At 58.0% G+C, this 23,490-nt stretch carries 19 protein-coding genes; 11 read left to right on the top strand and 8 right to left on the bottom strand.

The window, feature by feature from the left end; genetic code table 11:
* Window positions 1–30: 30 nt before the first annotated feature.
* Genes xdhC through xdhA form a run of 3 tightly spaced genes read right to left on the bottom strand, consistent with a single transcriptional unit; the run spans window position 31 to window position 4,709 of the window.
* A complete protein-coding gene (xdhC, locus tag ACR0AJ_RS17205; RefSeq protein ID WP_480741441.1) occupies window positions 31–909 on the bottom strand; it encodes a xanthine dehydrogenase accessory protein XdhC in 879 nt (292 codons plus the stop codon).
* Window positions 910–912: 3 nt separating this feature from the next.
* Window positions 913–3,231, bottom strand: coding sequence for a xanthine dehydrogenase molybdopterin binding subunit (gene xdhB / locus ACR0AJ_RS17200; RefSeq protein ID WP_480648513.1), 2,319 nt, complete (start codon window positions 3,229–3,231; stop codon window positions 913–915).
* A gap of 14 nt (window positions 3,232–3,245) precedes the next feature.
* Window positions 3,246–4,709: a xanthine dehydrogenase small subunit gene (gene xdhA, locus ACR0AJ_RS17195; RefSeq protein ID WP_480648511.1), complete on the bottom strand. Its 1,464-nt coding sequence runs from the start codon at window positions 4,707–4,709 to the stop codon at window positions 3,246–3,248.
* A 156-nt stretch (window positions 4,710–4,865) separates the two neighbouring features.
* On the opposite strand from xdhA, the gene ACR0AJ_RS17190 reads away from it, so the two are divergent.
* Window positions 4,866–5,774: a LysR family transcriptional regulator gene (locus ACR0AJ_RS17190; protein ID WP_480648509.1), complete on the top strand. Its 909-nt coding sequence runs from the start codon at window positions 4,866–4,868 to the stop codon at window positions 5,772–5,774.
* Between the two features lie 58 nt (window positions 5,775–5,832).
* On the opposite strand, the gene ACR0AJ_RS17185 is transcribed toward ACR0AJ_RS17190, so the two are convergent.
* Window positions 5,833–7,065: a urate hydroxylase PuuD gene (locus ACR0AJ_RS17185; RefSeq protein WP_170362091.1), complete on the bottom strand. Its 1,233-nt coding sequence runs from the start codon at window positions 7,063–7,065 to the stop codon at window positions 5,833–5,835.
* A gap of 101 nt (window positions 7,066–7,166) precedes the next feature.
* Here ACR0AJ_RS17185 and ACR0AJ_RS17180 point away from each other — a divergent pair, with 101 nt between their 5' ends.
* Window positions 7,167–8,084, top strand: a complete 918-nt coding sequence (locus ACR0AJ_RS17180; protein WP_170350890.1) for a LysR family transcriptional regulator — start codon at window positions 7,167–7,169, stop codon at window positions 8,082–8,084.
* A gap of 8 nt (window positions 8,085–8,092) precedes the next feature.
* Here the strand turns inward: ACR0AJ_RS17180 and uraH are convergent, their stop codons facing one another.
* Window positions 8,093–8,446, bottom strand: a complete 354-nt coding sequence (gene uraH / locus ACR0AJ_RS17175) for a hydroxyisourate hydrolase (protein ID WP_170362092.1) — start codon at window positions 8,444–8,446, stop codon at window positions 8,093–8,095.
* A gap of 147 nt (window positions 8,447–8,593) precedes the next feature.
* Here uraH and puuE point away from each other — a divergent pair, with 147 nt between their 5' ends.
* Genes puuE through ACR0AJ_RS17160 form a run of 3 tightly spaced genes read left to right on the top strand, consistent with a single transcriptional unit; the run spans window position 8,594 to window position 11,967 of the window.
* Window positions 8,594–10,006 carry an allantoinase PuuE gene (gene puuE / locus ACR0AJ_RS17170; RefSeq protein ID WP_480741439.1) on the top strand — a complete coding sequence of 471 codons (1,413 nt, stop codon included), beginning with the start codon at window positions 8,594–8,596 and terminating at the stop codon, window positions 10,004–10,006.
* A complete protein-coding gene (locus ACR0AJ_RS17165; protein WP_480741437.1) occupies window positions 10,003–10,488 on the top strand; it encodes an ureidoglycolate lyase in 486 nt (161 codons plus the stop codon). Before puuE ends, ACR0AJ_RS17165 begins: the two co-directional genes overlap by 4 nt.
* Before the next feature lie 54 nt (window positions 10,489–10,542).
* Window positions 10,543–11,967 (top strand): uracil-xanthine permease family protein, encoded by a 1,425-nt coding sequence (locus ACR0AJ_RS17160; RefSeq protein WP_170350894.1) that lies wholly within the window; start codon window positions 10,543–10,545, stop codon window positions 11,965–11,967.
* Between the two features lie 176 nt (window positions 11,968–12,143).
* On the opposite strand, the gene ACR0AJ_RS17155 is transcribed toward ACR0AJ_RS17160, so the two are convergent.
* On the bottom strand, window positions 12,144–13,013 hold the full coding sequence (locus tag ACR0AJ_RS17155) for a bifunctional allantoicase/(S)-ureidoglycine aminohydrolase (RefSeq protein WP_480741436.1): 870 nt from the start codon (window positions 13,011–13,013) through the stop codon (window positions 12,144–12,146).
* Window positions 13,014–13,123: 110 nt separating this feature from the next.
* Between ACR0AJ_RS17155 and ACR0AJ_RS17150 the strand changes: the two genes are divergently transcribed.
* From ACR0AJ_RS17150 to ACR0AJ_RS17130, 5 genes are all read left to right on the top strand, one after another.
* Window positions 13,124–13,360 (top strand): hypothetical protein, encoded by a 237-nt coding sequence (locus ACR0AJ_RS17150; RefSeq protein ID WP_425082068.1) that lies wholly within the window; start codon window positions 13,124–13,126, stop codon window positions 13,358–13,360.
* Between the two features lie 201 nt (window positions 13,361–13,561).
* A complete protein-coding gene (locus ACR0AJ_RS17145) occupies window positions 13,562–14,512 on the top strand; it encodes an ABC transporter substrate-binding protein (protein WP_170350897.1) in 951 nt (316 codons plus the stop codon).
* A 77-nt stretch (window positions 14,513–14,589) separates the two neighbouring features.
* Window positions 14,590–15,627, top strand: coding sequence for a quaternary amine ABC transporter ATP-binding protein (locus tag ACR0AJ_RS17140; protein WP_170350898.1), 1,038 nt, complete (start codon window positions 14,590–14,592; stop codon window positions 15,625–15,627).
* Window positions 15,620–17,209, top strand: coding sequence for an ABC transporter permease (locus ACR0AJ_RS17135; protein WP_170362101.1), 1,590 nt, complete (start codon window positions 15,620–15,622; stop codon window positions 17,207–17,209). The genes ACR0AJ_RS17140 and ACR0AJ_RS17135 overlap by 8 nt, the downstream gene beginning before the upstream one ends.
* A 54-nt stretch (window positions 17,210–17,263) precedes the next feature.
* Window positions 17,264–18,244, top strand: a complete 981-nt coding sequence (locus ACR0AJ_RS17130) for an arginase family protein (RefSeq protein ID WP_170350900.1) — start codon at window positions 17,264–17,266, stop codon at window positions 18,242–18,244.
* Here the strand turns inward: ACR0AJ_RS17130 and ACR0AJ_RS17125 are convergent.
* Both ACR0AJ_RS17125 and ACR0AJ_RS17120 read right to left on the bottom strand, forming a co-directional pair.
* A complete protein-coding gene (locus tag ACR0AJ_RS17125) occupies window positions 18,241–19,212 on the bottom strand; it encodes an agmatinase (protein WP_170350901.1) in 972 nt (323 codons plus the stop codon). The genes ACR0AJ_RS17130 and ACR0AJ_RS17125 overlap by 4 nt on opposite strands.
* A gap of 72 nt (window positions 19,213–19,284) precedes the next feature.
* Window positions 19,285–20,805, bottom strand: a complete 1,521-nt coding sequence (locus tag ACR0AJ_RS17120) for a trimethylamine methyltransferase family protein (RefSeq protein ID WP_480648503.1) — start codon at window positions 20,803–20,805, stop codon at window positions 19,285–19,287.
* A gap of 182 nt (window positions 20,806–20,987) precedes the next feature.
* On the opposite strand from ACR0AJ_RS17120, the gene ACR0AJ_RS17115 reads away from it, so the two are divergent.
* The gene (locus ACR0AJ_RS17115) at window positions 20,988–23,423 is read left to right on the top strand and encodes a GcvT family protein (protein ID WP_480741434.1); all 2,436 of its coding nucleotides are present in this window, start codon (window positions 20,988–20,990) and stop codon (window positions 23,421–23,423) included.
* Window positions 23,424–23,490 lie beyond the last annotated feature (67 nt).

Genomic DNA, 23,490 nt, shown 5'->3' with positions numbered 1-23,490 from the left:
TCTGATGTGACCGGAATGGCCCGACAGATGTCAGGCCGATCTCCCTTTCCGGTCGTGATGGTGGCCCCGCAGGGGCGCCTGGTTTGCCCCGGTCGGGGCGGTCGCGGCAGTTTCAGAGGTCAATTCAGCCATCACCTCGGCCACCACGAAGGTGGCGATGACGCTGGGCCGCTTGTCGCGGCTACCGCTTGCCCCGATAGGGCATTTCAAGTGTTCGATAGACTGTCCGTCACAGTGTTTGTGCGCCCAGTTCTTAAGTTTCACTCGCTTGGTGGCGGATCCGATCATCCCCACATAAGCGGTGTCCTGACGTTCCAGCGCGGCGGATGTCAGCAGGAAATCAAGCCCGTGATCGTGAGTCAGAACGATAAAGGCGCTGCCCGCAGGCGCACCCCAGATATCCGTCTCGGGGATCGCGCTGACGCGGGTTTCGACATTGGCTGTGCAAAGCTCGACCTCTTCGGGTCGGGTGTCGACGAGGATGCAGCGCACCGGCAGATGCTGAAACTGATTGGCCAAAGCGCGCCCCACGTGACCTGCGCCCATGACATAGACGTGTGGCAAAGCCTCGTCGCGCTGGGTCGCGCGTTCTGCGGCGGCCCATTTGTCGGACGCACGCATGCGGGTCAGTTTCATCTCGACCCGCCCACCGCAGCACTGGCCGATTTCCGGGCCAAGCGGCACATCCAGGTCCTGATGCAACACCCCGTCGCGCAGCATGTCGCGGGCGGCGTTGATGGCCATGAACTCCAATTGGCCACCACCTATGGTTCCCCACAGCGCCCCGGGTGCCACGAACATCTCTGTCCCTTCATTGCGCGGCGACGACCCGCGCACACGCGTCAGTGCTACGCGGATCACGCTGTGCTGCGTGGACAGGAATTCGCTAAGGGAACCGGGGGCAGTCATGGCTCAGGGCCCCGCTTGCAGCCGCGCAACTGCCATTAGCACACGTTCGGGGGTGGCTGGCGCGTCAAGGCGCGGGCATTCGCGGTAATCAGCGACAGAGGCCACGGCCATCGACAGCGCCTCGAACACCGAAATGCCCAGCATGAACGGCGGTTCTCCGACAGCTTTGGAGCGTTTGATGGTCAGCTCGCGGTTTTCCGACCAGTCGGCAAGGTTCACATTGAAGATGCGCGGACGGTCGGACGCGAGCGGAATTTTGTAGGTCGACGGCGCATGGGTGCGCAGACGGCCCGCGTCGTCCCACCAAAGCTCTTCGGTGGTCAGCCACCCCATGCCCTGAATAAACGCGCCTTCGACCTGGCCCTTGTCCAGCACAGGGTTCAACGAGCGTCCAACATCGTGCAAAAGATCAGTACGCTCTACCCGGTACTCACCAGTCAGGGTGTCAATTGTCACTTCCGAACAGGACGCGCCATAGGAGTAATAGTAGAACGGGCGGCCTTGTCCTTTGGCCCGATCCCAGTGAATTTTCGGCGTCTTGTAGAACCCGGCCGCCGAAAGTTGCACACGTGCTAGATAGGCCTGTTTGATGAACGTGTCGAAAGGCAGAACTTCGTCGCCGATATGCACCTGATTGGCGTGGAAGGCCACGTTCTCGGGTGTAACATCCCAGTTCTCAGCGGCAAATTTCACCAGACGCGCTTTGATCTGTTCGACCGCGTTCAACGCAGCCATGCCGTTCAGATCAGTCCCGCTCGAAGCAGCCGTGGCTGAGGTGTTGGGAACCTTCTCGGTGGTCGTTTTGGTGATCTTGATCCGGCTGAAATCGACCTGAAAGGCTTCGGCCACGACCTGCGCGACCTTGGTGTTCAGGCCTTGCCCCATTTCGGTGCCACCGTGGTTTAGGTGGATCGAACCGTCATTGTAGACATGCACCAGTGCGCCAGCCTGATTGTACCAAGTCGCTGTAAAGGAAATGCCGAATTTGACTGGTGTCAGCGCGATGCCTTTTTTCAGGATCGGCGACGTCTTGTTGAATTCGATGATCTCCCGACGGCGCTTGCGATATTCCGATGTCTCTTCCAGCTCTCCGATTAACCGGTCGAGAATGCTGTCTTCGACCTCTTGGTGGTAGGGGGTGATGTTGCGGTCCGTGGTGCCGTAGAAGTTGGCCTTGCGTACATCCAGCGGGTCCTGCCCGGTGGCATAGGCAATCTCTTCGATCATCCGCTCTGCCGCGATCACACCTTGGGGGCCGCCAAACCCACGGAATGCGGTATTCGAAACCGTGTTGGTTTTCATCGGGTGGCTGTTCAGGCGCACGTTCGGATAGAAATAGGCGTTGTCTGCGTGGAATAGCGCCCGGTCGGTCACGGGCCCCGAAAGGTCTGCTGAAAACCCGCAGCGCGCGGCAAAGCTGCCTTCGACAGCCTGAATGCGGCCATCATCGTCAAAGGCGACGTCATAATCGATCACAAAGTCATGGCGTTTGCCGGTCGCCGTCATGTCCTGATCCCGGTCGGGGCGGATTTTCACGGCGCGGTTCCACTTTTTGGCAGCCATGGCAGCAACCGCGCAGAACAGGTTCATCTGGCTTTCCTTGCCGCCAAAGCCACCGCCCATACGGCGCACGTTGACCACAACGGCGTTGGACGGCACGCCCAGGACATGCGCCACCATATGCTGCGCCTCGGACGGGTGTTGGGTTGAGCAATGCACGACCACATCGTCGTCTTCGCCCGGAATGGCAAAGGCGATGTGACCCTCGAGGTACATGTGATCCTGGCCGCCAACGCTCATGCGGCCCTTGATCCGGTTGGGGGCGGTAGCCTGCGCCGGGGCGACATCTCCGCGCTCCAGCTTGAGCGGTGCCGTGACATGCGGGTAACCGGCCTCCTGCGCGGCAATCGGGTCCAGCGCATGGGGCAGAGTTTCGTAGTTGATTTTTGCCAGATCCGCGGCCCGGCGCGCGATGTCGCGGGTTTCGGCAACAACGGCAAACAAAGGCTGCCCATGAAACTGAATGGCATCGGTCGGGAAAACCGGTTCATCGTTCAGATGTGTCGGGCTGATATCATTGGCCCCCGGCACATCATCCGCGGTCAACACTCCGACAACGCCGGGCGTGGCCAGAACGTCGGTGAAGTCGATGCCCAATAGCTTGGCGTGCGCTACGTCCGAGACGCCGAGATACGCGTGCAGCGTGCCTTCGGGCTGGGCAATATCGTCGGTGTAATCGGCCCGTCCGGTGACATGCTTGATCGCGCTGTCATGTTTGACATTGGTGTGGGCCGCCCCGGTGATGGAAACGTTATCTTTCATTTTTTGTCTCCTTATCAGGCGCAAGCCAGTTGAACGGGGGCGTCGGTTTGGGCGTCGTTTTCAAGGTAGAAGCGACGCAGCAGGTTTTGGGCGGATAGCATTCTGTAGTCAGACGATGCGCGCCAATCGGTGAGAGGGCTGAAATCTTCAGCCAGCGCCTCGGCGGCGGCCTCAAAGCTTTCCCGCGACCAGGATTGACCGTTCAGCGCCGCCTCGGCAGCAGTGGCTCGCTTGGGCGTGGCAGCCATACCGCCGAATGCGATGCGCGCATTGCTGATGGTGCCGTCCTTGACCGTAATGTGAATGCCAGCAGCGACCGAGGAGATGTCCTCGTCACGACGTTTGGAAATCTTGTAGGCCGCATTCAGATCATCGGGTCCGGGCAGGGGCACATGGATGCTTGCGACGAACTCATCGGGTTGGCGGTCTTGCTTTCCGTAGTCGATGAAGAATTCAGCGAGAGGCAGCGTCCGGCTTTCGGAACCGCGCCGCAGCGTGATTTCCGCTCCAAGCGCGATAAGAACCGGCGGCGTATCCCCGATGGGCGAGCCATTGGCGATATTTCCGCCGACGGTTCCCATATTCCGCACCTGCCACCCTGCGATGCGATCCCAGTAGGAGGACAGGTGTGGCAGGTGTTCAGACAGAAGTTCCTGGCAATCGGTGTAGCTGGCGCCAGCACCGATCAGGAGGAGGGAACCCTGTCTTTCGACTGTTTTCAGGTCTTCGAGATGACCGGTGAAGATGGCAGGCCCGATGTTACGCAGGAATTTGGTGACCCAAAGACCCACATCCGTGGCACCGGCCACGATCGTGGCCTTGGGATAGTTCTGCAGGCAATCGGCAAGGTCATCAACGCTGGAGGGGATAATGCTCAGGTTGTCTTCCGGTCCGGATACAACGCGCCGATCGTCCTTGAGCGCGGCCAGACGTGCGGTCATGGTTTCACGTTCGGTATTCAGGTGGTCCGATGCCGGGGTGCCATAGCGGCTGACGGCAACGGCGGCACGGATGATTGGCTCATACCCGGTGCAGCGACACAGGTTGCCCTGCAGCGCGGTTTCAACCTGCGCTTTGGTCGGCTCGGGCGTTTGCATCCACAGTGCATATAGCGCCATGACGAAGCCCGGCGTGCAGAACCCGCACTGGCTGCCGTGGTGATCAATCATCGCCTGTTGTACCGGGTGCAGACGACCGTCCGGGCCGGACAGGTGTTCGACCGTCACGACATGGCAGCCATCGACCGAGGCAAGAAACCGGATGCAGGCATTCACGGGAACATAGGCCAGACCTTCACCGCCAAGCCGTCCAACAAGAACGGTGCACGCGCCACAGTCGCCCTCGGCGCAGCCTTCTTTTGTGCCTGTCAGCCGACGCTCCAACCGCAGGAAATCCAGAAGCGTCTGGTCTGCGGATACGTTTGGAACGGACACATCCTTGCCATTCAGGACAAATTGGATGTCGGTGCGATGCGTCATGGTATTCTCCCTATGCCCCTGCCTTTCAGGTGGGTGATCGGGGGGACCATAGGCGCAACGATTGAGTCTTAAAATCGCCGGAAACGGCAAATACTTTCAACAGATCGTTGAAAAATAAAACGCCATGGCGCAGTCTTTCCGCAAGGAGAGGATCGAATGTCGTACATCGAAAGCCTGCGTGTTTTTGTCAGAGTGATGGAGCTGGGCAGCATTACATCCGGCGGGCGCGACCTGCGGTTAACCCCGGCGGTGGCCAGCAAACGATTGAAAGAGCTTGAGAACCATTTGGGTGTGCGGCTGTTCAACAGAACGACCCGGTCGATGACCCCAACCGAAGTCGGATCAGTTTTCTACGATGAGGCCAAAGCCGTTCTGCTGGCGATCGATCACGCCGAAGCGCGCGTTGCGAGCTTTTCCGATGCCCCGCGAGGTGCCATTCGCATCACCGCGCCGCTGGGTGTCGGGCGTAGAATCGTCGCGCCTCTGGTGCCGGAATTCTCGGAACTCTACCCCGAAACAGAGATTCGCATGCGTCTTTCGGACCGCAAGGTGGACATGATGGCCGACGGATTGGACATCGCGTTCTTTATCGGTGAGCCCGGCGATTCCACCATGAAACTGCGGAAGTTTGCGGATTGCGATCGCGTGCTGTGTGCGTCTCCGGAATATCTGTCGAACTTTGGCGTGCCCAATACGCCGGATGACCTTCTGCATACGCCCCATAACTGCCTTTTGCTGCGGTATCCCAGATCGCCCGAATACTTCTGGACCCTCAACACCGACATGGGACCGCGAAAGCTGGAAGTTCACGGTAAATACGATGCGGATGATGGGGACGTGCTGACGGACTGGGCGCTGGCGGGCAAAGGGATCGTTAACAAACCACGCTTTGACGTGCGGGACTATCTTGAGGACGGTCGACTGGTCGAGGTCCTACCGAAGACACCCCCAGTGCAGACGATTTTCGGGTGCCTTTATCCGCATAAAAAGCTTCAGGACCCCAAGGTGCGCCTGTTCGTCGAACATATCGCGCAGCACAGCAAACGCTTTTTCGCGCCGGGCTGAAAAACAAAAAACTGGGTATGAAAACCCAGTTTGCCTGTCACCAATTTCTCTGTTGGTGCTATTGATCTCTGACTTCGTTGATCCACGCAACAATGGTCTGGCGTGCTTCTTCATCCATCTGAACCGCCGATGGTGGCGGCATCGCGTGGCTGATCCCGGCCTGCAGATAAATCTGGTCGGCCTGCCGGGCCACGTCACCGGGTGTTTCAAGGTAAACCTTCTTGGGTGCCCATTTCATTGTGCCATAGACCGGCTCGCGCGCATGACACATGGAGCAATTGCCCAGCACCGTGTCATACGCGGCCTCAAAACCGGCGGCTGACGCATATTTCTGTTCATATGGCGTCAGCTCGCGGGCTTCGGCGTCTTCCCATGTTTCTGTTGGCCTGACCGAAGACAGCCAAGCGATTATGACCATGAGAATGACCGTGACAGCCCAGGTCCAGTGCGGGCCTTCCCCGGTCGAGTGCATGGTGTTGAAGTAATGCCGGATGGTCACGCCTGTCAGGAAGATCAGGCTGGCAATGATCCACGAATACTCGGTTCCGAAAGCCAGAGGGTAGTGGTTCGACAACATCAGGAACACGACCGGCAAGGTCAGATAGTTGTTGTGCGTCGAACGCACCTTGGCGATCTTGCCGTATTTCGCGTCGGGCGTCCGACCGGCCTTGAGGTCTTCGACCACGATCCGCTGGTTCGGCATGATCTGAAAAAACACGTTGGCCGTCATGATCGTTGCCGTGAACGCACCAAGGTGCAAGAGCGCAGCGCGGCCAGTGAAGATCTGGTTATAACCCCAAGACATGATCACCAGGATCACGAATAGCAACAGCATCAACACGGTCGGGTGGTCGCTGAGCTTGGATTTGCACATCTGATCGTACAGCAACCATCCGATAGTCAGTGAACCGCCAGAGATCAGGATGCCTTGCCACAGCGCCAAATCCACCTTGGTTGGATCAAGCAGGAACAGCTCACCGCCGACCCAGTAGATGATCATCAGAAGGGCCGCTCCAGATAGCCAGGTCGTATAGCTCTGCCATTTGTGCCAGGTCAGATGTTCGGGCATCCGGGCAGGCGCCACAAGGTACTTGACGGTGTGATAGAACCCGCCGCCATGTACTTCCCATTCCTCGCCGTAAGCCCCGTCCGGTAGGGCAGGGTTTGGCTTAAGCATGAGGTCCAGCGCGATAAAATAGAATGACGCGCCAATCCACGCCATCGCGGTGATCACATGCAGCCAGCGGACAGAAAAGGCGATCCACTCCCACATTACGGCCAAGTCGTACATGGCATTGCTCCTAAAGTTCAAAGTTCCTGTGCACTCTATGCGATAGAGGTTTGTTCTGGTATTGCTGCGAAAGACCAAGCAGTATCAAAAAATGCAAAAAAATGTCCTACTTCGATAACATCCGCACTTTTGTCCGTGTCTATGAATTGGGCAGCATGTCTGCTGCGGGCCGCGATTTGCGGGTTTCACCGGCTGTAACCTCGGCTAGGATTTCCCAGCTTGAAGAACATCTTGGTGTACGTCTGTTTCAACGTACAACGCGCAGCCTGACGCCGACAGAACAGGGAAAATCGTTTTATCGGGGGGCGACGGAAATTCTTGAAGCCGTCCAGAACGCCGAAGCGCAAATCGTCAATATCACAGAGAACCTCAAGGGATCGCTGTATATCGCCGCCCCCTTGGGGGTTGGTCGGCGTCTGATAGCGCCGCAGGTGCCAAAATTTCTGGCTGAATACCCTGAGGTGAATGTTCGGCTACGGCTGACTGATCGAAATGTGGATATCACGACCGAAGGCCTGGATTTGGCTTTCTTCCTTGGTCAGCCCGAAGACAGCAATTTGCGCATTCGAAAGATTGCTGACGTGGAACGGGTTCTGTGTGCATCCCCGAAATACATCAAGAAACATGGGATGCCAGAAAGTGGCGACGATATTGTCGCCAACGGGCATGAATGCCTCAGCCTGCGGTTTCCCGGTGCAACTGAATTCCAGTGGCTTTTGAGAACCGAAACCGGACCAAAGCGATTCCGTGTTTCAGGGCGGTACGAGTCAGACGATGGCGACGTGTTGACGGATTGGGCCCTGGCCGGGCACGGCATCGCGTTGAAGCCGGTATTTGAGATTTCAAAGTACCTCAACGCCGGTACCTTGGTTCCGGTTGCGGTTAAAACACCACCGGAACCGATTCAAATGGCGTGTTTGTTTACCCACCGTCGTATGCAGGACCCCAAGACACGCCTGTTCATGGAGTTCATAATCGAGCGTATTGGTTCAACGATTGCTGAGACAAACACGCCCTAAAAGGCGGCTCAGCTGCCGCGATAGGTTGAGTACCCGAAGGGCGAAAGAAGCAGCGGCACATGGTAATGCGACTGTTCGGACATCCCGAAGCGGATTGGGATTACGTTCAGAAAACGTGGATCCTCGGGCGGAGTGCCAGATGCGTCCAGGTATTCCCCGGCGTAGAAGATCAGTTCGTATTCGCCCAATGAAAACTCGGCTTCGGGCAGGATTTGTTCATCCGTGCGGCCGTCGTCATTGGTGACCAGGGTTTTCAGCAATGTACGGCCAGTCCCCTCAATTCGAAAAAGTTCGATTTTCAGACCCTCGGCAGGGCACCCCCGCGCCGTGTCCAGAACATGTGTAGTTAGGTAACCTGACATTTGCGCCTCTCTATAAAACTTGGAAATTACTAATCCGAATACTCCTCAAGAGGCAAAGGCTGACTGGCCGAAACTCTTTGTTGTATTTTTTGAAAAACATCGTCGATTATCTGGGGTATTCATCATTTCAAGAAGAAGGAAATTGATGTGACGCGTTATCCACGAGATATGACCGGCTATGGTGGGCAAGTGCCAACAGCCAATTGGCCCAATGATGCCAAAATCGCGGTTCAGATTGTGCTGAACTACGAAGAGGGCGGTGAAAACAACATCTTACATGGTGATGCCGCGTCCGAGGCTTTTTTGTCCGAGGTCACCGGTGCCGCCCCTTGGCCCGGCCAAAGACACTGGAACATGGAGACGATCTATGAATACGGCAGCCGTGCCGGATTCTGGCGCGTTCACCAGCTTTTGCAGGACACTCCTATAACCGTTTATGGCGTTGCCACCGCGTTGGCCCGTGCGCCGGCGCAGCTTGCAGCGATGAAACACGCAGGGTGGGAGATCGCCAGCCATGGCCTGAAGTGGATCGAACACAAAGACATGAGCCCAGACGAAGAACGCGCGCAAATCCGCGAAGCGATCCGTCTGCATACCGAGGTCACGGGCCAACGGCCGCGCGGTTGGTACACGGGCCGCTGTTCGATGAATACAGTCGATCTGGCTGCCGAGGAAGGCGACTTTGCCTATATCGCAGACAGCTATGCCGACGATTTGCCCTATTGGACAAAGGCCGGTGGCAAAGATCAGTTGATCATGCCCTATACGCTGGACTGCAACGACATGCGCTTTGCGATTCAGGCGGGGTTCACCACTGGCGACCAGTTCGAAAGTTATCTGAAAGACAGCTTCGACATGCTGTATGCCGAAGGCGAAGCCGGTGCGCCCAAAATGCTCTCAATTGGTCTGCATTGTCGGTTGATTGGCCGGCCGGGCCGCGCCATGGCGCTGAAACGCGCGTTGGAGCATTTCATGAAACATGACGGTGTCTGGTTCGCGACGCGCGAACAGATTGCCGATCACTGGGCAAAGGAACACCCCCCGATGCAACGCCTCACCCCGTCCGAAATGGACCAGCCCACCTTTGTTGCCGAATTCGGCGGCATATTCGAACACAGCCCGTGGATTGCCGAAGGCGCGTATGATCTGGAGCTTGGGCCGACCCATGACAATGCTGCCGGAGTTCACAACGCGCTGGCGCGGGTGTTCCGTACGGCCTCTGCCGAAAAACGTCTGGGTGTTCTGACTGCCCACCCGGATCTGGCGGGCAAGCTTGCCGCGGCAGGTCGTCTGACCAAGGAAAGCACGGCTGAACAGGCCGGGGCCGGTCTGGATATGCTGACGGACGAAGAACGCGCGAATTTCACAGCGCTGAACGAGGCATACACAACCAAGTTCGGCTTTCCCTTCATCATTGCGGTCAAGGACAACACGAAAGCCAGCATTCTAGACGCCTTCAACCGCCGTATCGACAGCGACCGCGACACCGAATTTGCCGAAGCCTGCCGCCAGGTCGAACGGATCGCGGAACTGCGCCTGATCGAGAAGTTCGCGGGATGACGGCTGTCCTAAATCTTCTGCCCCTGACGTCCGAGGCCTTTGCGCCATTCGGCGATGTCATCGAAGTGGCTGGTGATGTGGACAAATACATCAATCAGGGCAAGTGCGCGCGGTATCATGACCGCGCCGCACTGGATTTCAACGACGGGCGCGCCGGGATCAGCGTGTTTCAATCCGAGGCGTTCAGCCTGCCGATCAAACTGGACATGGTCGAACGTCACCCGGATGGAAGTCAGGCCTTTCTGCCCTTGTCGGACAAACCCTTTGTTGTGGTCGTGGCGCCCGACGAAGATGGAGTCCCCGGACAGCCTATCGCATTCAAAACAGCACCGGGGCAGGGCGTGAATTACCACCGCAACACGTGGCATGGGGTTTTGACCCCTCTTCACGCGCCCGGGCTTTTTGCAGTGGTCGACCGAATTGGAACCGGGCCCAACCTTGAGGAGCATTGGTTCGAGGAGCCCTTCACAATCACAGAATGAGAAACCTAGCCGTAAGAGGAGCCGGTTAACGTCTCTCAAGGGAGGAAAGACAAAATGTCAGATGCAACCATCGGAACGCCGGAGCAGCTCCGCGATCCGAATTACTCACCACCACTTATCAAAGCGGTCCCACTGGGCATTCAGCACGTGCTGGCGATGTTCGTCTCGAACGTTACGCCAGCCATTATCGTTTGTGGCGCGGCCGGATTTGGGTTCGGCTCGAACAGTCCTGATTTTCCGCAGATGATCTACATGATCCAGATGTCGATGTTCTTTGCGGGCGTCGCCACGTTGTTCCAGTCCATTGGTGTGGGTCCTGTCGGAGCCCGTTTGCCCATCGTGCAGGGGACATCGTTCGCCTTCATCCCGATCATGATCCCGCTGGTGGTTGGAAAGGGCGTTGATGCCATTGCTGTCCTGATGGGCGGCGTTGTTGTTGGTGGGCTGTTCCATGCGTTCTTGGGGCTGTTCATCGGACGTCTTCGATTTGCGCTGCCGCCACTGGTGACAGGTCTTGTGGTGACCATGATTGGTTTGGCGCTTGTGAAGGTCGGCGTTCAATACGCCGCTGGCGGTGTGCCCGCCATTGGTACCGAGGAATACGGATCGGGCCTGAACTGGTTTATGGCCAGCACCGTGATCGTGGTCACGCTTGGTCTGAAGTTCTTTGCGCGGGGTATGTTGTCTGTGTCGGCGGTGCTGATCGGCCTGTTGGTCGGGTACGCGGTGGCATTTGCACTTGGTCAGGTGAATCTGGGCAATGTTGGCAACGCCGCTTCCTTCGCACTGCCGAACCCGCTGCATTTCGGCATTGAATTTTCGGTCGCGGCGATCATTGGCTTCTGCGCGATGTCCTTTGTATCAGCGGTCGAAACGGTGGGCGACGTGTCCGGTATCACCAAGGGCGGCGCTGGACGAGAAGCGACCGACAAGGAAATTCAGGGCGCGACCTATGCCGATGGTGTCGGCACCGCAATCTCGGGCCTTTTTGGCGCGTTGCCGAATACATCGTTCAGCCAGAACGTCGGTCTGATTGCCATGACCGGTGTCATGAGCCGCATGGTTGTCACCATCGGTGCGCTTTTCTTGATCATTTGTGGTCTGATCCCGAAAATTGGTGCGATTATCTCATCCATCCCGATCGAAGTGCTTGGGGGTGGCGTAATCGTTATGTTCGGCATGGTGGTCGCGGCGGGTGTCTCGATGTTGTCGGACGTGAACTGGAACCGTCGCAACATGGTGATCTTTGCGATTGCGCTGAGCCTTGGCCTTGGATTGCAGCTTGAGCCCGGTGCTTTGCAGTATCTGCCCGGCACATTAAAGGTTCTGGCCACCTCGGGCATCCTTCCCGCCGCCGTCATCGCGATTGTTTTGAACCTGGTTCTGCCCGAGGAACTTTCGGACGAGGCAACCGAAGAGGTTTCAGGTGGTATGGCGGGTCACGGTCAGGGGTCGATTGGACATGACGATCACGTCTAATGATGCCTGAATTGGCATTCCACATGACACAGTAAAAAAAGCGGCGTGCCGAGGTACGCCGCTTTTGTTTGTTCCTAAATCCTACTGTCAGGATCAGATTTGAGGAACCAGAGGCTGAACGACCAAGCCGCCCCGAAATCGAGGCGGCCCATCGTATGTTCCTGGCTATATAGTTGCTATTTAGCCGCCGTACTGAGGCGCTTTTGCTGAGGGTAGGCAACCGATCCCGGTCTCAGTGCCATGTGTCGATTTACATCCTTGTAAAGAAGATACCGGAACTTGCCCGGACCACCTGCGTAACAGGCCTGGGGGCAAAACGCGCGCAACCACATGTAATCGCCGGCCTCAACCTCGACCCAGTCATTGTTCAACCGGTAAACAGCTTTTCCTTCGAGGACATAGAGCCCGTGCTCCATTACATGCGTCTCGAGGAATGGGATGACTGCACCCGGCTCAAACGTGACAATCGTGACATGCATGTCGTGACGCAGGTCACTTGGGTCGACAAACCGTGTTGTGGCCCATTTGCCGTCTGTGCCGGGCATGGTTGTCGGCTCAATATCGTTTTCGTTGAGGATCAGAACATCGGGCTTGTCCAGCCCTTCGACCGCCTCATAGGCTTTTCTGATCCAGTGGAACCGCAGCGTTTCTTCAGCGTGGTTGTGCAGCGTCCATTCACTTGCACAAGGCAAATAGGCATAGCCACCATGGGTCAATTCGTAGGTTTCGCCTTCGACGTTCAACGTCGCTGTTCCTTCGACAACGAACAAAACGCCTTCGGCCTCGGGGTCGACCTCAGGCCGGTCAGAACCCCCGCCCGGCTGCACCTCCATTATGTATTGCGAGAATGTTTCGGCAAAGCCGCTCAGCGGGCGCGAGATTACCCACAAGCGCGTGTCGTCCCAAAACGGCAAAAAGCTGGTCACGATGTCCCGCATTGTGCCTTTGGGAATGACGGCATAAGCGTCCGTAAAAACAGCGCGGTCAGTCAACAGTTGGTCCTGCGCGGGATGGCCCCCGTGCGGCGCGAAATACTTGGCGTTCATGTATGCTCCTGAAGAATAACCGTTTGCTCTAAAATATGCGCCGGTGACATCCATCGACCACCCACAAAGAGGCGACAGCTCTATTCGAAAAGATTTGAAAGTGCCCGTTGATGCACTGCCAGGACCAAGCAGTATTGCTGAGCGACCCTGAAGGGTTGGCTATTCTGGCGGCCATGACAATTGATCTTCCGGTTGGGGTAGGTCCAACCCGCAACCGTTTCATGGTTATCATCACGGTTGTTATCTTTCTAAACAAAATGGACAAAGTTATGCCAGAAGCCTTCATGCAAAAAATTCAGACGTCACAGCCATTCGATTTGCAAAAAAGCGAAACTAACCTACGATAATGTCGTATTAAGGAATTTGTCGCGCGAAGCTCTTGATGGGCGGCGTGCTGGCATGTTTGAATTTTCGGGCAATCCCGGAGTAGCAAGTTGTTTACCTAAGAAGACAGGTAATTCGGCTTTCCGGCATTTGTTCGAAAGGTGCGTCTCGGTCAGACCGGGGACAACAATAAGCACTAAAGACGACCAACATGGAGATATCAGATGAAAAAATTTGCAACGCTACTGGGAGGCGCATCAATGGCGATCGCCGGGCCTGCTATGGCCGCGGACATCGTGATCGGTGTGCCGAACTGGCCATCGGTGAATGCGACAGCGCATATCCTGAAGGTAGCGATTGAACAGAACCTCGGGCTTGAGGTCGAACTGCAGAACGGTACCAACCCAATCGTTTTTGAGGCGATGGATTCGGGCGCGATGCATGTTCACCCCGAAGTTTGGATGCCGAACCAGCAGAACCTGCACGACACCTATGTGACCGACAAAGGCACCGTTGCGTTCAACCCCAATGGTGTTGAAGCGTTCCAGGGCATGTGTGTCGACAAGGCGACAGCGGATGCCAACGACATCCGTTCGATCGACGATCTGACCAACCCCGACATTGCCGCGCTGTTCGACAGCAATGGTGACGGCCAGGGTGAAGTATGGATCGGTGCGCCGGGTTGGGCCTCGACCAATGTCGAAAAAATCCGGGCCAAGTCCTACGGCTACGATCAGGTTATGGAGCTGACCGAGATTGACGAGACCGTCGCCTATGCGAACCTCGACAATGCGATCAAGGCAGGCGACCCATGGGTCGGGTTCTGCTACACGCCGCACTACGTGTTTGCCCTGCACGATATGCAGATTCTGGAAGAGCCGGCCTATGACGCGTCCAAGTGGAATGTGCTTCAGCCCACCGACGATCCGGATTGGCTTGAAAAGTCCGAGGCCGGTGTAGCCTGGGATCTGGCCTATCTGCACCTGCACTATGCAAAGGCGCTTGAGGATGAATATCCCGAAGTTGCCCAATTGCTGGCCAACATGAAGCTGGATACCGATTCGGTTTCCGCCATGACCTATGCGCTGGTGATCGAAGGCAAAGAGCCTGCTGCCTATGCGGAAGAGTGGGTGGCAGCCAACGAAGATGCCGTTTTGGACTGGATGTCACAGTGAGTGACGCCAATCAGGGCTGAAACTCGGACAGGCCGCCGGAGTTGACCGGCGGCCTGTTCTGCATCGAAGGGACAAAAATGACAGAAACAGTCGTAAAACTGACGGATGTCTGGAAGATCTTTGGCGCACGGGCCGAAGAAGCCATGACCGCAGTGCGGAACGAGGGCATAGGAAAGCCCGAAGTTCTGGAAAGATTTAATTGTGTCGTGGGTGTGCAGGGTGCCACCTTCGAAGTGCCTCGGGGAGAGATTTTCTGCATCATGGGCCTATCGGGCTCGGGCAAGTCGACGCTGGTGCGGCACGTGAACCGCCTGATCGAGCCGACCGCAGGCAAGATCGAAATTCTGGGGCACGACGTGTCCAAGATTTCCGAAAATGAACTGCGGCGCATTCGGGCACAGCAGATCGGGATGGTGTTCCAACATATGGCGCTGATGCCGCACCGTTCGGTGCGCGATAACGTGGCCTATCCGCTGGAAATTCGAAAGGTTTCCAAATCGAAACGCTGGGCGGTTTCCGATCACGCGCTGGGTCTGGTGGACCTGACTGGATATGAGGATCGCCTGCCCAAAGAACTGTCGGGCGGTATGCAGCAGCGGGTGGGGATTGCCCGCGCGTTGGCTTCGGACCCGGAAATTCTGCTGATGGACGAACCGTTTTCGGCCCTTGACCCGCTGATCCGCTTGCAATTGCAGGATCAGTTCAAGGCGTTGGTGGCGCAGTTGCAGAAGACGACATTGTTTATCACTCACGATCTGGATGAGGCCATTCGCATCGGTCACCGGATTGCGATCATGAAAGACGGCGTGATCGTTCAGATCGGCACGCCGGAAGACATCGTCATGAACCCGGCGGACGACTATGTGCGCGAGTTTGTACAGGGCATCTCCAAGCTCAAACTGGTCAAGGCGCATTCGATCATGGAACCCATGGAAAGCTATTCCGGCCCGACCGAGGGCGCGCCACGTGCAGACGAAGGGGCGGATCTGGATCAGTTGATCGACCTGGCCGTCAATACGGATATGCCAGTGATCATCACTGACGCGGGTGCCGATGTGGGCGTTGTGACCAAACCGCGCCTGCTGCGCGGAATTCAGGGGGGCAAAAATGACTGATGCAACCACAGAGGTCAAAGTAACGGCCGCCTCAGATATCGAGGTCGACCGCGAGGCGCTGGACCAGTCCATTCACGATTTCGTCGGGCCGAGCGGTGATTACTATGTCAACGCGTTCCACAAAATCCATGACGCAACCAGCCCGGTTCCGAACACGTTCAACCTGTGGGCAGCGGTGCTTGGGCCTTTCTGGTCGGCGTCGCGCGCAATCTGGGGCATGTTCTGGACCTTCCTGATCCTGGAAATCATCGCGTGGGTTCAGATCGGTAGAGGTGCCTGGGGTAACCCCGGGGCCGACTTGGCCGAGCGTGCCGAGCGCCAGCAGGCCCGCGCGAACGAGTTGCTGGAACGGGCTGGGGAAGCCACGGAAAAGGCCGACATAGACCGATTCACCAAACTGGCTGAAAACATCCAAAAGGCCGCCGATTCCAGCTTTGAAAAGGCTGCTGCTGCACAGTCCGAGGCTGTGGGTATTATGGTCACTGGCCTGCTGATGCTGCTGGTGTTCAAACTGGTGCAGGGGTTTTACGCGGATCGGGTCTATGAAAAGCAGTATTCGAAATGGCGGACGGATCCGGCCAGTACGGAAAGCGGCCGTTCCACGCGCAACACAGTGATGGGTGCCATTCTGGTGGCCGCGATTGCGCCATTGATCGTCTATAAGTTCACGGTGAACGCTTCGTTGCCCCTGTTGGATGCCTTCCCCGAGGAACAGGTGTCCGAGATCATTTTGGGCCCGGGCGAGGGAACGCTGTTTTCTAACCTGGCCAGTTGGATGGAGGCGAGGATTGACGCTGCTGCCGCTGCTGGGGGAGACGTCTTTGACGGGATTGTCGCCGGTGTCCGTTCGGTTCTGGATGCGTTGACGGTGGCGTTGATCGGGTCGCCGTGGCCGGTTGTGATGCTGGTCATCTGCGTGACCGCATGGCGTGCGGCGGGTCCGCGCGTGGCGATCTTCACCGCGTCTTCGCTGGCCTATATCGCCTTGCTGGGCTACTGGGATGTGGCGATGGAGACAGTGGCCCTGGTTGGGGCTGCGGTTCTGCTGTGTGTTGTGTTCGGCATCCCGCTGGGCATCTGGTTTGGCAAGTCCAAACGCGCCTATCGCGCAGCGGAACCTGTGCTGGACTTGATGCAGACGCTTCCGGCCTTCGTCTATCTGATCCCGATCATTGCCTTCTTTGGCACGGGTAACCCGCCGGGCATTCTGGCCACGATCATCTTTGGCATGCCACCGGTGATCCGTCTGACTGCGCTGGGTATGCGCGGGGTTCCGGAAAGCATCAAGGAAGCGGCCGTCGCCTTTGGCGCGTCCAAATGGCAGTTGCTGAAAGATGTGGAAATCCCGCTGGCCTTGCCGTCCATCATGACCGGGGTGAACCAGACCATCCTGATGTGTCTGTCGATGGTGGTGATCATCTCGCTGATCGGCGGTGGTGGTTTGGGCAAGGAAATCCTTGAGGCGCTGCAATACGCCGCCAAGGGTCCGGGCCTGCTGGGCGGCTTTGCAATCCTGTTCCTGGCCATGGTCATGGACCGGATCGTGCAAGGGGCCTTCCGGCGAGAAGACGAGAAACTCTGAACATACTCGCCCCCGGTTTCCGCCGGGGGCGTTTTTCTTTTACCGGGGACAACAATGACAGACCGTTATGAACAATCCATGATGGAAAACCTTTACTGGTGGGGGGTGCCCACCCTGTTCCGCTGCCCGAATGTCGGGCCTGAAGGGCAGGATATCGCGCTGGCTGGCGTGCCCCATTCCACCGGCAATGGCACGACCGAGCGGGATCAGCATCTCGGTCCGCGCGCCTTGCGCCATGTCTCGGCCGTGCAGCGCCGTGTTCATTCGCTGTTTGGGATCGATCCCTGGAACACTGCGCGGATTGCCGATGTGGGCGACGTGCCGTTCCCCAGGGCCAATGACAACGAGGACTGCATCGAGCGCATCACGCAGTTTTACAAAGATATCGATGCAGCTGGTGCGCGGCCTGTTTCGGTGGGTGGCGATCACTCCATAACGGGCGGAATCGTGCAAGCGTTGGGCCGGGGCAAGCTGGCGGGCGGTGAGCCGATTAGCTTTCTGCATCTGGACGCCCACACGGATGTGTTCACCAAGGTCGATCACTTTCTGGGTGCCAAGAAATCTGCGGCGCATTGGGGGGCTTATCTGGCCGATCAGGGGCAGGTCGACCCGACACGATCCATGCAGATCGGTCTTCGTGGCCATCCGCGCAGTCTGGACTGGCTGCAACCCTCATACGACTATGGCTATAACATCGTCACCATGCGCGAATTCCGCCAGCGCGGGCTTGCAGATGTGGTGGCGCAGACTAAAGAGGTTCTGGGTGATCGTCCGGTCTATATCACCTTTGATCTAGATTGCCTCGACCCGACGGTTGCGCCTGCGGTGTCCAATCTGGAGCCCGGTGAGAAGGGCTTCGACATAGACGAAGCCGTCGGCATTCTGCACGCCGCGCGCGGGTTGAACATTGTGGGCGGCGACGTCGTCTGCATGATGCCCACCAAGGACAGCCCCAACAACATCACCGCCCTGACAGCAGCGGCGGTGATGTTCGAGATGATCTCGATGATCGCTGAGAACGTCAGCGCGGCCTAAGACCGCCGCGCATCCACTGCCTGTGCCAGCACGCAGAGCAGTTCGAACATCAGCGAAATACCAAGCCAGGCTGTGCCGCCCTCGGGATCGAAAGGCGGCGCGACCTCGACCAGATCGGCCCCGACCAAATTGACGCCAGCCATCTTGCGAATGACCTGCTGCGCCTGAAAACTGTTCGGCCCGCCGATTTCGGGCGTGCCGGTGCCGGGCGCATAGGTCGGGTCGACGAAGTCGATGTCATAGGTGCAATAGGTCGGTGCCGTTCCGACAATACTACGCACTTCGGTCATGACGTCGTCGATGCCGCGATCGAACAGTTCCTCGATGCGGATGATGCGGATGCCCTGCGCCTCGCCCCATTCGATGTCTTCCGTGTTATAGGCGGTACCGCGAATGCCGACCTGAACAAAACGTTTCGGGTCGACCAGTCCTTCTTCGACCGCGCGGCGGAACGGGGTGCCGTGGGTGAACTTATGACCACCGAAATAGGTGTCGAACAGGTCGGTATGGCTGTCGAACTGGATCAGGCCAAGCGGGCCGGATTTGGCCATCGCGCGCAGGACGGGCAGGGTGGTCAGGTGATCCCCTCCAGCGGTCAGGGGGGTGATGCCGCGATCCTGCAAATCCGAGTAGAACGCGGTCACCCGCTCCAGCGTATCCCCGATATCCACCGGGTTCGGCGCGACGTCGCCGAGATCGGCGCAATTGACCATTGAGAATGGCGCGACCCCGGTCACCGGGTTCATCGCGCGGATCATTGTCGAAAAATCCCGCAGCTGACGCGGACCATGCCGCGCGCCTGGGCGGTTGGTGGTGCCGCCATCCCAAGGAATGCCAACAAGACCCAGTTCAACCTCGGCAATGCGGTCGTGATCCAGTGTCATGCTGGGCAGCCGCATGAAGGTGGGAATGCCGGCGAACCGGGCAAGCTCCATCGCCGAGACCGGCTGAAAAAACGAATTGGTCATGAGGTCCCCATTCTCTGTCGGTTGCGGGTGAGCCTAGCGGCAGAATTGTCGATTGAAAATGGTTTGGCGCGTTCAGATCAGAATGCGAAAGCGTTTGCGGATTTCGGCATCCTGAGCGTCGGTCAGATACTTCGGATGATGCTTGGCCAACACCTCTTTGGCCTTTTCGCGTGCCGCCGACCAAGCGTCTGGTGCGCCTTCTTCCTGCCACGTGCGCGGCTCGTTCCTATCGGCCAGGTCCGGGTAGAAGTAATCCCGCTCCATCGCCGCGTACGTATGCGAACTGCCCAGAAAATGACCGTCTCCCAGAACCGAATGGCAGATCGCGTCGAAGCCCAGGTTTTCCTCAGTCACTTCGATCCCACGCAACGCCCGGTAGGTGTGCGAGTGCATTTCGTTATCCAACACAAAAGCCTCGAAACTGACACCCAATAGCGAGGCAGTCATGCCCGAGCTTTCATAGATCAGGTTGCCCCCGGCCAGTGCGGCAGCCAGCGATGTCATCCCCTTTTCCGCGCCGTATTGCGCGTCGATGGCCTTTGCGTCGGCCATCGACGCCGCCACACCCGAGGGCAGACCCAGCCAGTTGGTGATCTGCGCCGAAGCGGCGTTCAGGATGGCGGTTTCACCGCTGCCCCCGGCAAACGAGCCGGTGCGCAGGTCCACGATGAAGGGCCAGTTGGAAAACACCATCGGAAAGCCGGGCTGGATCGCGTTGACCATGACCAAACTGGCGAGTGTCTCGGCCAGCGATTGCGCCAGAAACCCCGCGAGTGTTGCAGGGGCGGTTGCACCTGCTTGCGCTGCGGTGATGCAGGACATGGGTATGTTGTTTGCGATACATTCATAGACCACGTCCACAGCATCTTCGCCGTAACGCAGCGGAGATATTACCGGGCTGATATGGGCCTTCAGAAAGGGGCGTTTTGCGAACTCACCCGGCCCGCCGGCCACGATATCCAGCATCTCGACAATCGGGGCGACATTCTCGGCCAGCGTGAATGAAGTTGCCACTGGTTTGGTCGTGTTGCGCACCAGCGCATAGACCGTGTTGACATCCAGATCACGTACATCCGGCAGGTCGGTTGCCACACAACAGCGAGTGAACCAGCTGACATTGGCCAACGTGTCCTGCAACCGCGCGAAATCATGCAGATCAGCCAATGTCGAAGGCCGGTACAGACCGGTATCCATGTCCAGGGTCTGTACGGCGGCTCCTCCGGTGCCAAAGAACACGCGGTCGCCGCCAACCTGAATGGATCGGGTTTCGTCCCGACCGTGGAGGGTGAATGTCTTGGCGGCGCCCTGGATTACGCGCTCTACCATTTCTCGTGGAAACACCAACCGACCCTGTTCACCCGGCTGCGCACCAGCCGCCCGCAGATCTGTGGCCAGCCGATCCGGCACCTCGCCCATGCCCAATGTTTCCAGCAGGCGCAGGGCGGTGTCGTAGATTTGTGTGATCTCGGGCTGCGTCAATGGCTTGAACGCGCCGCCCTTTTGACCGGGCGGACAGGGATCGATCACAGGCTTGGCCGCGCGCTGCGCATGCCGGGCCCGCCGACCGCTTCGTTTAGCACCTTCCGAGGACATCCCTTTCCTTTCCCGCGCGTCTTTCGGAAACCCTAATCGGCAAATCCAGTCTACGGCAAAGGGGATTTGCGAATTTCAAAATCCTCAATCGCAGTTTCGATTTTTCAATACAGTCGATGCCTCTGTTGTCGGCTCAGCCCTTTTTTCCGCAAGACTTGTCGGGGACAAGAGGGAGCAGAGCCATGAAGTCGCGCACCAAGGTCGTTGTCATCGGCGGCGGGATCGCCGGATGTTCGACGCTGTACCACCTGACGCAAGAAGGGTGGACGGATGTGGTTTTGGTCGAGCGGAACGAGCTGACCTCGGGCACGACATGGCATTCGGCGGCACAGGTTACGAATTTCGGCATGAACCAGACAATGGTCGGTCTGAAATCTCATTCGATCCGGTTGTATAAGGAACTGGCCGAGGACCCGGATTATCCGATCAACTATCATCATGGCGATGGTGGTATCCGTCTCGCCAACACGCAGGCCCAGATGCAAGGCTATCGCCATTTCGCATCGATGGCACGCGGGATGGATGTGGAATTCGAAGTGATCGACGCCGAGGAATGCGCCCGCCGCCACCCTTTGATCTCGACCGAGAACCTGATTGGCGGGCTGTGGGATCCCATGGATGGAGACATCGACCCGGCCCAGCTGTGTCAGGCGCTGGCGCGCAGGGCGCGCAAAGCCGGGGCCGAGGTGTATCGCAACACCCCCGTTACGGCCTTGACACAACACAGCGACGACACTTGGACCGTGCATACCGAACATGGCGACATCGACTGCGATGTTGTGGTGAATGCCTGCGGCTACAGGGTTAACGAGGTTGGCGCGATGATGGGGGTTCACCATCCGGTCGCGTCGATGGAGCATCAGTATTTCCTGACCGAAGAAATCCCGGCCATCCGAGATGCGGGGCACCGGATGCCTCTGCTGCGCTGCCCGATCAGCGACTATTACTGCCGACAGGAAAAAAACGGGCTGCTGCTGGGGTTTTATGAGCAGGATTGCAAGACCTGGGGGATGGACGGGATCGACCCAAACTTCGTCAACGCCTTGTGCCCGGATGATCTGGACCGGGTGACTGACGTGCTCGAAGGCGCGTTTGCCCGAATGCCCGCACTGATGGAGGTCGGGGTTCATACGATTGTCAACGGGCCGATCACTTATACCATTGACGGCGCGCCTTTAGTTGGGCCGATCCCCGGCAAACGCAATGCGTTCTGTATCATCGGGTTGCGTGCGGGGTTGGGTGAAGGGGGCGGCCACGGTTGGCTGCTGGCCCAGCAGATCGTGCATGGAGAGGCCTGTTATGACACTTGGTGTCTGGACCCGCGCCGATTCACGGGTCATGCGAATGTGGAACTCACGGCGCTGAAAGCAATTGAAGACTATCAGAACGAATTCCGGTTTCACTTCCCCCATGAACACCGCCCTGCCGGACGACCGGCCAAGACGACGCCGTTAACGCCGGTGTTGGCGGCAGAAGGGGCGGAATTCACCGTGGTCAACGGGTGGGAAAGGGTGGAGTACATCAAGCCTTCCCCCAGCTTTTCTCCGACGCTTAGTTTCGATTTTGACGAAACCTTTGATCTGGTCGCGGCAGAGGTGGCAAATGTGCAAACCGGCGTCGGGCTGGCCGAGGTGAATGGTTTCAACCGGATCGAAATCACGGGTGCGGATCGGCACGCCTTTCTGGACCGGATGTTCTGCGGCACCGTCACCCGGCGCGAGGGCCGGGTGGGGCTGGGGTATTTGTTGAACCATCACGGCATGGTCAAGGCCGAGGCGACCGTTGCCAACCTGCCGGCCAGCGATCGGGGGTCCGCCCGTCTGTGGTATGGCTCGGCCGCCGCCAGTGAATTTCACGACATGGATTGGCTGGCCCAGCATGTTCGGGCTAGCGAGGACGTTCAGCTGCGCAGCCTGACCAGCGATCAGACCATTCTGGTGCTAGCTGGCCCGAAAGCCCGCGATGTACTGTCTGCCTGCGCACGTGGCGATTGGTCCGCTTCGGCGTTTCCGTGGCTCAGCGTGCGGGAATGTTTTGTCGGAATCGCCCCGGCGATGGTTATGGGTATCAGTTTCTCGGGCGAGCTAGCTTATGAAATACATGTGCCCAACGCCTCGCTTTATGCAGCCTATCTGGCCTTGCGTCAGGCTGGGGGCGCGTACGGGTTGAAACTGTTCGGCGCGCGGGCAGTGGAATCCATGCGCATGGAGAAGAGCTTTCTACATTGGAAGGCCGATCTGATCACCGAATTTGATCCGTTTGAGACGGGGCTGGATCGCTTTGTGAAGCTGAACAAGGGTGAATTTATCGGGCGCGACGCATTACTGAAACGGCAGGCAGAGGGCGCGCGCAAAAAACTGGTTGCTCTGCAGGTCCACGCAACACAACAGCCTGCGCATCCCGGCGCGTCATTGATGCAAGGTGAGCGTGTTGTGGGCACAATTACCTCGGGCGATTGGGGGCACCGCACCGGGCTCAATCTGGCACATGGGTTTGTCAATCCCGAACTGTCCGATATCGGGGCTGAAATGGAGCTGGATTCCTGCGGTCATCGCGTGCGCGCTACGGTCATACCGCCGTCACCCTACGATCCGGGATTCGAGCGGATGCGAGGGTAATTCAGCCCGTCAGTCGACTTCACCATTGCCGCCAGCGCAAAACTTTGCTTGGGTTCGTTTCGAAGAA

The organism is Ruegeria sp. CJ9, from assembly GCF_056536625.1.
This window is presented reverse-complemented; position numbering and strand designations above follow the sequence as displayed.